General features: G+C 32.3%; 10 protein-coding genes. 8 read left to right on the forward strand and 2 right to left on the reverse strand.

What is annotated here, in order from left to right:
* Positions 1 to 259 precede the first annotated feature (259 nt).
* From P767_RS18385 to P767_RS0112600, 8 genes are all read left to right on the forward strand, one after another.
* Positions 260 to 490, forward strand: coding sequence for a hypothetical protein (locus tag P767_RS18385; RefSeq protein ID WP_157611532.1), 231 nt, complete (start codon positions 260 to 262; stop codon positions 488 to 490).
* A gap of 132 nt (positions 491 to 622) precedes the next feature.
* Positions 623 to 1,762, forward strand: coding sequence for a TlpA family protein disulfide reductase (locus P767_RS17760; protein WP_172637546.1), 1,140 nt, complete (start codon positions 623 to 625; stop codon positions 1,760 to 1,762).
* A 27-nt stretch (positions 1,763 to 1,789) separates the two neighbouring features.
* Entirely contained in the window at positions 1,790 to 4,069 is a 2,280-nt protein-coding gene (locus P767_RS0112565) for a peptidase domain-containing ABC transporter (protein WP_071840088.1), read from the forward strand.
* A 9-nt stretch (positions 4,070 to 4,078) separates the two neighbouring features.
* Positions 4,079 to 5,347: an HlyD family efflux transporter periplasmic adaptor subunit gene (locus P767_RS0112570; protein WP_026764798.1), complete on the forward strand. Its 1,269-nt coding sequence runs from the start codon at positions 4,079 to 4,081 to the stop codon at positions 5,345 to 5,347.
* A 366-nt stretch (positions 5,348 to 5,713) separates the two neighbouring features.
* The gene (locus tag P767_RS0112580) at positions 5,714 to 7,510 is read left to right on the forward strand and encodes a hypothetical protein (RefSeq protein WP_026764800.1); all 1,797 of its coding nucleotides are present in this window, start codon (positions 5,714 to 5,716) and stop codon (positions 7,508 to 7,510) included.
* A 145-nt stretch (positions 7,511 to 7,655) separates the two neighbouring features.
* Complete coding sequence (locus P767_RS17765; RefSeq protein ID WP_051417345.1) at positions 7,656 to 8,753, forward strand: TlpA family protein disulfide reductase; 1,098 nt, start codon at positions 7,656 to 7,658, stop codon at positions 8,751 to 8,753.
* Positions 8,754 to 8,846: 93 nt separating this feature from the next.
* Positions 8,847 to 10,001, forward strand: a complete 1,155-nt coding sequence (locus P767_RS0112595; protein WP_172637547.1) for a TlpA disulfide reductase family protein — start codon at positions 8,847 to 8,849, stop codon at positions 9,999 to 10,001.
* 76 nt (positions 10,002 to 10,077) lie between these two features.
* Positions 10,078 to 11,298 (forward strand): peptidase associated/transthyretin-like domain-containing protein, encoded by a 1,221-nt coding sequence (locus P767_RS0112600; protein WP_026764802.1) that lies wholly within the window; start codon positions 10,078 to 10,080, stop codon positions 11,296 to 11,298.
* Between the two features lie 79 nt (positions 11,299 to 11,377).
* On the opposite strand, the gene P767_RS0112605 is transcribed toward P767_RS0112600, so the two are convergent.
* Both P767_RS0112605 and P767_RS0112610 read right to left on the reverse strand, forming a co-directional pair.
* Positions 11,378 to 12,229 (reverse strand): nucleotidyl transferase AbiEii/AbiGii toxin family protein, encoded by an 852-nt coding sequence (locus tag P767_RS0112605; RefSeq protein ID WP_026764803.1) that lies wholly within the window; start codon positions 12,227 to 12,229, stop codon positions 11,378 to 11,380.
* On the reverse strand, positions 12,226 to 12,864 hold the full coding sequence (locus tag P767_RS0112610) for a type IV toxin-antitoxin system AbiEi family antitoxin domain-containing protein (RefSeq protein ID WP_026764804.1): 639 nt from the start codon (positions 12,862 to 12,864) through the stop codon (positions 12,226 to 12,228). Before P767_RS0112610 ends, P767_RS0112605 begins: the two co-directional genes overlap by 4 nt.
* Positions 12,865 to 12,885 lie beyond the last annotated feature (21 nt).

The raw sequence follows: 12,885 nt of genomic DNA on the forward strand, positions 1-12,885 counted from the left end.
TTGAATTCACGCCAACCATTTTTATAAATGGGTATCAATTACCAAAAGGATATCAAATAAAGGACATTAATTATTTTCTTTCATGAGAAAGAATAAACATATTTCTTCTCGACTAGTACCCGAAAAGAAAAGCCAAATGGTACTAGACTTAATCGCGAATGAGTGGTTTGGCAAGCCAATAATCTGCTGATGCTTAAAGCTGCAGAAACAATTTTAATTAACCGTTATTCATTATAAGTGAATAGCTAAAACTATTATCATGAAAAGTAAGTTATTAAATTTAGGTACAGCATTGAGCAGAGATGCTCAGAAGAAACTTGTTGGTGGTTCAATAGGTGATGATGGAGAAGGCGGAAGTTGCAGCGGCCTTGGTAGTGAAACATGTTCAGCATCTACATCATGTACTGTAAAATGTAATGGCACAAACGTAACTGGTCATTGTAAATGGAGTTCAACATTTACAAAATGTTTTTGTGTATCAGGTTGCTAGAATATATTTTTAATTTGAACTTTTATCAAGTAATCTTTTGTAATTATTACATCAGATTACTTGACTTTATTTTCATAGCGTAACAAAATACATGTAAAAGCAAGCATAATATTTCTTTTAAAATTAATGCCAATGGTAAAGTTGATAGTTTTAATTAGTTTATACTTTTCATTTTTTTGCAATAATATTAATGCGCAAAATTATCAAGTACCTAAGTTAAATTTTGGAGACATTGCACCTCCACTGTATTTGGGAAAAATATTGAAAGGTAATAATGTTAAAAAATTCGAAAAAGGAAATTTCTATGTGATAGAATTTTGGGCAACATGGTGTAAACCATGTATTGCTGCAATGCCGCACCTTTCTATATTATCTCGTAAATATAAAAATGTAGTTACTTTTTTGGCAATTAATGTTTACGAACAGATGTCTAAAAAAACTGATAATCAAGTTCAGGCATTTGTTGATAGTATGGGAAGCAAAATGGATTATAATGTTGCATTGCAAGAAAGTAACCATATGGAGTCAGAATGGCTAGACGCTTCTGGTGGACAAGGTATTCCTGTCACTTTTATAGTAAATGATGAAGGAAAGATTGCATGGATTGGTCACCCAAGAGGAGGGTTAGATTCTGTATTAACAAAAGTGCTGAACAAAACATGGAATATCAAGGAAGCTCTGAAAAAAAGAAATGATGATAAGTATCTTGCAATGTTAGATGATTCACTAAGGTTTGAACTATTAAAATATTCTGAATATGTAGATTATCAAAATAAAATTGTTTTGGGAAATCCAGACTCAGTAATTTCTGCAATCAATGACATTATCAAAATTGAGCCAAGATTAAAATATGCTCCATTAATAGGTTCAAACACATTTAAAGCTTTACTTAGAAAAGATCAAGAACTGGCTTATAAATTTGGCAAAGAACTTCTACAGAATAAAATCTTTGATGAACCGGCATATTATGTTATAATTGATCAAATTGATTGGTATTCAGATAAACTTACTCTTCTCCCTAAGATTTACAATCTAGGAACTGAAGCGTACGAAATGAAAATTAGTAAAATTGTTCCAGAGCAATTTATTGACTTAGCGCCTAAATTTTATCATATTAAAGCAGATTGGCATATTCGGGCAAATGAACCCCTGAAGGCAATAGAATCTGAACAATTGGCAATAGATATTCTCAAAAGAAATAAAAATCTATTAGTTAGTGATTTAAAAAAGTATGAAAATAAGTTGCAAGAATATAAAAAAACACTCTTTTGATTATCTATGGAGTTGATTAATTATTAAATGTCTAACTTATTTACTATTAAAACTAATTTCTCTTTCCACCCTCAACAAAACCAAATGGATTGCGGTCCTACTTGTTTGTATATGATAAGCAGGTATTATGGTCGTGTGTTTGCTTTAGAGAAGTTAAGGGAGTTAACAGAGATAGGTAAGGAGGGGGTTAATTTATTAGGTATAAGTGATGCCGCCGAAAAGATAGGTTTTCAAACCTCTGGGTTAAAGTTGAGTTTTGAAAAATTAATTGAAGAAGCACCAAAACCCGCCATACTTCATTGGGGTCAAAATCATTTCATTGTTTTACCACCACAAAAGAGGGTTTTTTTTTCAAAGCCAAAAAACATAACAATAGCTGATCCCGCTAAAGGAATTATTACCATCCGCAAAGAGCTGTTCTTACAAAAATGGATAAGTGATAAAAATGAGGATGGAGAGTCTACCGGTATTGCCTTAATTCTGGAACCTGGCCAAAATTTTTACAATGCCAATTACGGACATGATTTTAATGAGTTAACAAACAACCATGCTTACCAACTATGGGGTTATATAAAGCCACATAAAAAACTGGTTTTCCAACTCTTTCTAGGGGTTATGCTCGGCAGTTTACTGCAATTGGTATTTCCTTTTCTCACACAAAGTGTAGTTGATGTAGGTATCAACACTCAAAACATTCAATTTGTCTATATTGTTTTATTAGCCCAACTGGCTTTGTTTATTGGGCGTTTGGGTGTAGAATTTATTCGCAGTTGGATTTTATACCATATCAGTAGTCGAATCAATATTTCTATTCTTACGGGTTTTTTGATAAAGCTGATGAAGTTGCCATTGGCTTATTTTGATAGCAAAAAAACAGGGGATATACTTCAAAGAATGAATGACCATAAACGCATTCAAAATTTCTTGACTGGTACTTCACTTAGCACTTTGTTTTCTCTATTCAATTTATTAGTATTTTCTGTTGTGTTGCTTAATTATAGTGTACTCATTTTTGGCGTATTTACAGCTGCGAGTGTGCTATACATTTTATGGATTTTAATTTTCTTAAAGAAAAGAAAAGAGCTTGATTACCAGCAGTTTGATATTGCAGCTGCAGAACAGAGTAGTACCATTCAATTGGTACAAGGCATGCAGGAGATTAAGTTGCATGGCAGCGAAAAACAACAGCGATGGCAATGGGAACACTTGCAAGCATCACTATTTAGGGTAGGAATGAAAGGGCTTGCTCTAAATCAATGGCAACAGGCGGGTGCTTTCTTTATTAACGAGGGCAAAAATATATTCATCACATTTGTGGCAGCAACAGCAGTGATCCAAGGACAAATAACCCTTGGCGCAATGCTTGCGATTCAATACATTATTGGGCAATTAAACTCCCCAATTGAGCAAATGATTGGGTTCGTTCAAAATTGGCAATTGGCTAAAATCAGTCTGGAAAGATTGAATGAAATTCATCAATTGGCCGATGAAGAACCGGTCAATTTGAACAGTGATGCTCCATCAGTCATGGTTACTGAGCTTCCAGAAAATAGATCTATACATCTTCATAATATCAGCTTTACCTATCCAGGTGCTGGCAATGAGCCTGTGCTTAAGAATATTTCCATGCAAATACCACAAGGAAAAATAACAGCAATTGTAGGGTCTAGTGGTAGTGGTAAAACCACCTTACTAAAGTTATTGCTTAAATTTTATGAGGCGAAGTCTGGGGATATATATATTGGTGATCAAGCAGAATCAGCAGGTTTGAACTTGTCAAATATTAGCCATCGTGCCTGGCGTAAACAGTGTGGAGTAGTAATGCAAGACAGCTTTATTTTTTCTGATAGTATTGCCAAGAATATAGCTGTCGGGGAAGATTATCCCGATAAGGCAAGGTTAAGATATGCTGCAAAAATTGCCAATATCACTTCGTTTATTGAAAGTTTGCCATTGGGCTATAATACAAAAATTGGTGCAGAAGGCACGGGGGTAAGCGCAGGGCAAAGACAACGAATCCTAATTGCTAGAGCTGTTTACAAAAACCCGGATTTAATTTTACTAGATGAAGCTACCAACGCTTTAGATTCCAATAATGAAAGTACTATTTTAAAAAACTTAAACCTGTTTTTTGAAGGTAAAACAGTTGTAGTGGTAGCACACCGCTTAAGCACTGTTCGTAATGCTGATCAAATAGTGGTGTTGCACAATGGGGTGATTACTGAGCAAGGAACACATGCTGAATTAACAGCAATGAAGGGTGAATATTTTACTTTGGTTAAAAATCAATTAGAATTAGGTGATTAAAGACGAATTATGCCTCAACAAGAAGAATCATATAGTTTAGATGCAATGCTTGAAGCGGCTAATATTGAACGCTTAGATGAAGCAGATCGTATTTATAGCCATGAGGTTCGTGAAATCATTAGCAGTAAACCTGTATGGATAGTAAGAAATGGCATTGCAATGTTTTTTGTCATTATTGGTTTGTTATTTACGTTAACTTTTTTTATTCAATACCCAGATATCGTTAAAGCACCAGTAAAGATTGTTGGGGATAATTTACCCAAGCAAATTATAAGTAAATCTGAAGGACGAATTGTTTATTTAAATGCACTTGAAAATAAAAAAGTAATTGCTGGTGATGTTTTAGCCATTTTACAAAGTAATGCAGATTACAAACAAGTGCTGTTGTTTAAAAAATGGATTGATCAAACTGAACTTGATTTAAAAGGAAATAATTGGAATTCGATTAACCAGTTAGGAACACTCAATCAATTAGGAGATTTACAAAAAAATTATCAAGATATTGCCCAACAAATCTATCAGCTCTCTTGGGCAAAGACTAAAGGGTACTTTAACCAAAAGCGTGATGCCATTGCTCAAGATATTAGGCTGATTAATCTGTCTAAGGAGAATGCGAATAATCAAAAGCAATTGATTCTTCAAGATTTAGCAATGCAACAAGGATTATTGGCCATTAATGAAAAACTGGCTAATGAAAAAGTGATTGCACCGCTTGATTTAATTAAGGATAAATCAACAATATTATCCAAAAAACAACAATTGGTGCAAGTTGATGCTGCGGATATCCAACTAAATTTTATTGCAGCTCTCTTTAATGCCAAAAGTTCGTTGACCGAATGGACAAATCGATACATATTAGTTGCCAGTGAAACAGGTACTTTGCAGTTTGCCAGTTACTTTCAAGAGAATAGTTGGATCAAAACGGGTCAAGAACTCTTTTATATTATTCCAAAGCAACCCACCTATTTTGCAGAGCTGATTGCATCTCAACAAAATTTTGGAAAATTAAAGCAAGGTCAACAGGTGAATATTGCACTTAATAGTTATCAACGAAATGAATTTGGTGTGTTAAAAGGAACTATCATTAATATACCACAAGTACCCTATAAAGACACCAGTTTTTTGATAAAGGTTAAACTCAACAACGGCTTGCAAACAAATTATCAAAAGACCATTCATTTTAGTAATAGTTTGACTGGAACTGCAGATATCATTACAGCTGAAGCAAGTTTAGCCGATCGGTTATTGTATCAATGGAGAGGCTTATTTGCTCGTTAATCTCGGGGGGTAAAAATACCCCCCGAACAATTTCAATAATGTCATAAAAAATTATCAAATTTGATTTTCATCAAAACACATATTTATGTATCAGAAGGTATCTCATTTAGGATTTCTGTTGCCAAAAGAAAAATTAAGGAAAGTTATTGGCGGTTGTGCTGCCGCTGCAATTTGTTATGATAACTATTTTTATAGTTATCCTGGTTGTATGAATTCCATGCAACATTTTATGAATACTGGTATAATAATGAATGATAATTGTGAAAGTAGCATTCGAAATTCTTTTTTTAATTGTTGGGACGATATGTGTAATGAGCAGCCCTATTAGATTAGTAATTGATAAACGATTTAAGTAAAAAACTTTGAATGAAAAGGCGTTACTTGCTAATTTACTTTCTGTTAATTTCATTTAATTATGGTTATGCAGACCCTAATGTCATTGTTATTACTTCTGCAAAAGAATTTTACGATATAAACACACCAATATCATTCAATTTACATGTTTTAGGTTCCCAATCTTTGGAATCTTCAGTTGCTTGTAACCTTCAAATTACAGATTCAAATTCAAAAACAGTCTTTGAAGCGAAGTATGTACTGAATGATTTAACAACTACTTTAAACTTGTTTTTGCCGGATTCATGTAAGCAAGGAAAATATTTTTGCAAAGTCTATGGGTTTAGTGATATAAAAGATTCTTATAAAAATATGAGTCGTATTGCTTTTTACTATGGAAAAGCAAATTCCAATCAAGACAATTTTATTGAAAAAGGGATGATTGAAGTAATGCCAGAATCTAAATTTGCGTTACAAAACTTTACCAATAAGTTTATTGTGCGGATATTAAGTGAGCAGTCATCCCCATTATCAAGAAATTTCTTTGTAAAAACTGTAAATGGGCTGCTCATTGCAAAAGGTAAAACAAACGAGTATGGCGTTGCATTGATTGAAATACCCAATCAACAAGGCGAAGGTTTTGAGGTAATTGCAGAAAATTGTGTAAGTACACTATTTAAGGATTATAGAAATCTAGGTTTTTCAACGCATTGTTCCGGTTCAGAAACAGTCTCTATTTCAATTAACAAAGCGGAAGCAGAGACTTATTTGAATCCTATTTTAAAAGTTTATTATGATAGTACTTTAATTAATGAGACGCTGTTACAGTTTCAACATGATGTTGGAATCATAGAAACCCAAATGAACTTAAGTCAATTCAAAGGACGCGCCTTGTTATTTAAATTAGTCAACCATAATGATTCAGCACTTTCAAGTAAGTTGTACTGGTTAAGTGAATACTATCCAACTGCTGCAATTAGTTTAAGATTATTTTTAGATGATTCAAGCCAATTTAATACCTCACCTTATTTTCCATTGAGATTTAAAACTTCAATACCCCTTGGAGAGAAAGTTAGTTATCAAATTATTGATTCATTGAACGCCATTATTGATATTGGTGAAGTGCAAGTAAATCCTGCTCATTATATTCTTATACCTCGTTGTAGTTTTCTTGGTAAAGCTTCGGTCGTATTCTACTTAAATGCGAAGCATCAAGATCAAATAATTGAATCTGAATTAATGAATGCTCCTTATAATGCACAACTAAATCAATCGCCACCAGACAGTTCACTGTCTGATTCCTTAAAGCCATACAAAGGTATTAGAAGCAATCTTAAAGATTCTATTTTAAGCGATAGTATCTATTTGCCTTCTGTTGTTGTTAAGAGTAAACTCAAATCTCGAAAAGAAGAAATGGAAGAGCGGTATGTAAAAAACTTCATGTTTAAAAATATTAACAGTACGGATATTATTGTTGAAGATGATCCTTTAGCATATACTTATTTCAATAATTTCAATCTATATATATTGAAGCATATTGCTGGAGTCAGTATTGATGCAAGATCAAAAGCGCTTAAATATCGTTTTGGAACAGTTGAAGTAATTGTTGATGAGGTTTTGAATAAACCTGTTCCTGAGTCTATGGAAGACATTGCTTATATAAAATTCATAAGAGGTTCATTCCGTGGATTAAACGAGGGTGGAAGTTTTTTAACATCTGCAAATGCGGGTATAACTGCACATATAGTAGTTTACACAAAACAAAATCCATTTCAGTCTAAAAAAGTCGGGAATCAAATAACCATTCCAGTTGTTGGGTTTAGTAATTAATTCAAAGGGAATCCTTTTATCTAAACAAGAATAAAATAAAGTACTTACAACAAAATAGGATTCAAACTCCAAATATTTATTAGAATACAAATTAAGTTTATGGAATTCTCCCATTATTGCGTCTTATCATAGTTTAAATTTTACTATGAAGCGATACTTTGTACTTATACTTGTTTTACTATCATTAAAATGCACTACTAATAACAACTCAAAATTTTATGGCGATATACATATCAAATTACCAAAAAGCGGATTTAAACAGCTAGAGGGTAAGTATCTTTATTTGATAGATGTGCAAAGTAAAGCTACATTAGATTCGGTATTAGTGGATAAGCCAGAACTGCAATTCACTAAGATTCAACGGTTAAATTTGAATCCTTTATTCCTTAGCATTAAGCATTATGATGTTTACAACGGTTTTAAAGGTTTGCGGCCGATTGGATTTTGTTCAGAACTTTCTACACAGAATCATGTTTATTCACTATTTTATGCTGATGAGACATCTACTGAAATAGTAGTATTTGATACAGCAAAATTAGAAAAGTCCTGGTTTAATGGTAGTAAGCAAAATGCTCCTTATTTTAAAGATTTAGTTTTAAACTATCCAGAAGCGAGTAATCCCTTTGATACAAAGATACATGAACACAATACGAAAATTATACAGTCTTACCCAGATTCTTATTTGATACTAAAGCAGCTTTACAGCTACAAACAATTTTTTGCTCCTGAGGAGATTAAAAAATTGCTTAGTTACTTTAATCCGGCAGTTAAACAGTATGATTTGTATCAGTCATTACAAAACTACTTGGTTGATAATAAATTATATGATACTAAATATCCCTCTTTCATCAAATTTGAAAATGCAAAAGGCGAAAAGGAAAAAGTAAGTACAAATAATCAATCGGTACACTTAATTGTCTACTGGGCGAGTTGGTGTCTTCCTTGTAGAAAGGAAATCCCCGAACTCAAAAAAATTCTTGCTAAATATTCAGATGCAGGACTAGCAATAACAAGTATTTCTATAGATGGTAATAAACAGGATTGGTTAGCTGCATTAGCGTTTGAAAAAATGAACTGGCAGCAGTTATTGGCTATCGATAGTTCTCGTATGCAGTTAAATGAGCACTATGCAATAAACGCCATTCCTAAAAGCTATCTTTATAATTCACAAAAACAACTCATCAATACATTTACAGGATTTAATTCCTCCCTTGAAGAAACTATAAGGAACGAGATTAAATAAATTTTAGCTTAGTCACCACTTTTTAAAATAAACTGCCCTCTTAAACTATCGAATAAGTATCGTATTGAATAAATCTTAGTTAAAATGTATCAAATGAAAGCACTTCTTTCTTTTTTATTTGTATTATTTACTTCTGACTTAGTAGCTCAATTATCCCCCAAGCAATTTACTATATACGGTATAATAAAAAATCAATCTTCAGGTTTTATTAAATTAGAATATATAAATTATGAGGGCGAATATATAACAGACAGTGCTGAGGTTATTAACGAGTCTTTTATTTTCAAAGGGTATATCCCACATCCTATAAATGCAGATATTTATGGTGATAGGGCTTTCAAAAATACCAGTGACATTAATTCTAATTCCATTTTCATAGAACCTGGTATCATGCACCTTGTTTTGGAAAAAGATAAATTCAAAGATTTAAAACTTAGCGGCTCAAACACACAAAATCAAATTGATTCTCTTAATAATACTTATATCCACAAGAAAATAGTAGATTCTTTGGATAAACGAATTTTTTATTTTGATTTGGCATATAAATATGATCCAACAAAAATTCAATTTAAGGATAGGGCAAAAGAAATCAGACAGCAATTAGAACCATATTATCGTGATATTAATATGCGAACTGAAAAATTTGTCAATGAAAATATTAACTCTTACTATAGTGCCTTTTATTTGCAAGTTCTTCTTTATCGACTTCCACTTGACACAGTAATAAAAATATTTAATTCATTTTCTATTGAAATTCAAAATAGTTATTATGGCCAAAGAATCGCAGCCAATATAAGAGCGATTCAAGGAGGTAGTCCGGGTTCTAAAGCTAAAAATTTCAATACCATCGACATCAACGGAGACTCTATCTCTGTAGAGCAGTTTAAAGGTAAAAATTATGTATTGTTAGACTTTTGGGCTACTTGGTGTAAACCCTGCAGAGATGAATCTCCCTTTTTAATAGAGTTACATACAAAATTTAAATCAAAAGGGCTTGAAATTATAAGCATAGCCAATGATGATGAAAGAAAGGAAGCATGGAAAAAAGCTATTCAAAATGACAAAACTGGAGCTTGGCGACATATTTTACAAGGTGCAGGAACCGTATATGATTTAGGTAAACTATATAGTATTCAACCAATTCCAGCCAAACTACTTATTGGGAAAGATGGCACTATATTAATGCGTTATGAAGGAACACAAGGAAATAATTCATTAATGGAGGCACTGACAAAAAATTTAAAATAATTCTTGTTTAGCCGATACTTATCTGACAATTAAATATGACCTTAATTTATAATTTTTGCTCTCATCAAAAACTACTATGTTAAATAAAACTAATTATGAATTAAGACTTGATATTTCTATTCTATTTATTTTACTACTTAATTCAATATTCCCACAATTAGCTGTAAAGGGGAATCCCATCTATGTAAACAATAATCCTGTTTATAATAAAAGTTATGTATTACAGGATAGTCTTATTTACTTTAAAATCATTGATTCTATTTCAAAGGAAACTATTCCATTTGCAACAATCATTTTTATTGAGAATGACACAAATAAAATGTCTATTGTTTCAAATGAAGATGGCTCATTTTCTATTCCAAATTCAAGCTTCCCCAAAAAGGTCAAAATTTCAGCAGTTGGTTATGAAGAACAACTGTTTTATTTGTTTCATGTTAATCGGTTGTTTTTAAAGCCATTAAAGAGCTTATTGCCTGAAATTATCGTTAGAAGTAAGGCAAAGAAAACAAAGAGCGCAAACGCAATAATTAAAAACGTAGCCAATCGCTTTGAGGATAACTATGGAAAATTTTCTTTTAATCAAAATTTAAAGTTTTCCTCCGTAATTTATAATTACGACACTTTAAAAGAAAAGGCTGAAGAATTTGTAAAGGTATATTATCGAAATGCTGATAAAAGCATGAAAACTCCAAATTGGATTAAAGACACTTTATATCAGGATAAATTTTTCACCAATTTTATTGGAGTTCCCCAATTATGTACAGGTGATATTATTCCATGGTTTGATATGCTCCGAAAAGGGTTACCAATTGACGGAAATAATAATAAAGGATTAGACTTTAAACTTATATCCCAATACAAAGATGATAAATATGGTCTTGTTTATATTGTAAGTTTCATACCAAATAAATCTTTTAAAGATTCATTTTTAGGTCGAACTGTCGGAGGATTAGCAAGAGGGTACCTGAAAGGAGAAATCAGGATAAAAGAATTAGATTATTCAATTATTAGATTGATGTATATCTGGGAAATGAAAGTTGAATCTCTTAATAGAGTCACAACCAATTTATTTCATACTAAAACATGGAATGCAAATCGTGTTACAAAATTGATATCAGATAAAATAATTTACAAGTATGATTATATGTATAATAAAGATGTTCATACTGGTAAATACTTTATAGACTCAATCAATGCGGAATGCTTTAATTCAGGGTATCAAATAGAAACGCATCGTAATTTGCTATTAAATATAAAATTCAACGTTAACAATAACGGAATTGAGATAGATAAATAAGCCTAAACCCCTAGTTTATTTGTCGACTGCAAACGACAAAATAGTGTTCAAATTGTCGAATACAGACGACAAAATAAATTTAAATAAACTTCAATTTTTCCACCAATTCTTTAAAATAATCTGGCCCCCAAATCTTAAGACCTGTATCGTCTGGTATAAAGCGAATAATGTCTTCCTTTATGGCTTCAAATGAAACAGTGTTGATTTTTGATAGCAGCAGTTCTTTAATTTCTTTTTCTTTAATACTAGGTTTTGTCCAATCACCTGAATCATTTGCTCTTAATGCAAAATGTGAAAGATTTAATGGCACGCCTTTTTTAATATACCATTCTAAATCGTACCAGTCTCTTCCTTTCACTCTTTGCTTCCATTGTCTAAATAATAATGCGTGCATTTTACCTGCAAATAAATGAGGAAGGGTAAAGCATTTTACGTAAAATGAATAAGGACGTAAAAGCAGTTTTTCTTCTGTTTCAAATCCTAAGGGTGGGTTAGTGTCAACTTCAATTTTGATTTTAATTCTTGGCGATAGGTCTAAACCAAGTTGAGGAATCATTTTTTCAAGTACCAGTTCTGTCCAAATAGTTTCTGACTTTAGAAATGCGGAGTCAATATTGGTAGCCTTTGTTTTTATTTTTTCCTGCACACTCACTTTCATACCTACTGCTTCGAATTCCTGTAACATTCCTTCAAAATATGGCTCCAAGGAAAAAAATTGGTTTATTGCTAATAATGAAAAATCTAAGTCTTCAGAATATCGATCTAATCCATGAAAAATTCTTAAAGCTGTACCGCCATAAAATGCAGCTTTCTCAAAAAAACCACTGCGGTTTAATCCCGCCAAAGCAACATCTTGCATTATCTCGCGTAATGCAGATTCAGCTTCGATTCTGTTTTTAGGTTGGTATTGTTCTAGCCACTCTTTAATCATAATTGTTCGATCATTTTTATTAGTATAGCTAAACTGCTCCGCTTAGGTGAGTCAACTATCCAGCTTTTCATCATTGCTAAGTTTAATTTTTTTAGAAGGTTCTCCTCCATTCTATAATCTTCTATCAGTAATTCTCTTGCTTGGCTTGTACTCCTAATTACAATGCCTGAAGTCATGATGATTTTATCGAACAATGCTTTTTCAGGGGATGCGATCATTACCATTTGTTTAGCACTTAGCGCGATGCTTTGAATGCCAAATGTATAATACGGTGCTTTGGCATGTACATAATTAAAACGCCCAATTGCTGTTTTAAATATTTTGGTTGGCTTTAGGGTAACAGAACTGATTTCATATACTCGTTCTGGAATTATTCCCCAATAAGACAAGGCAGATTCAAGTGAAATATAACTCGGCCCCCATAAATGATTCGCGATTAAAAATGGATCTGGTGGATTTAAATGACTATTGGGCCCAGGCATATATAGCCCTCTTTTAATGGAGGTCAATATATTTTGCTTAACCAATTCATTGATTTTATCATTGGGTCTCTTATACTCCTTAAGTAAGTCCATTACCAATTGTCTAGTGATTGGCTCTTCTTCAAATTCCTTGAGGGCATAAATAAAATCCATTTATGTATAATTATTATGCAA

It is taken from the genome of Sediminibacterium salmoneum NBRC 103935 (assembly GCF_000511175.1).
Lineage (GTDB): Bacteria > Bacteroidota > Bacteroidia > Chitinophagales > Chitinophagaceae > Sediminibacterium > Sediminibacterium salmoneum.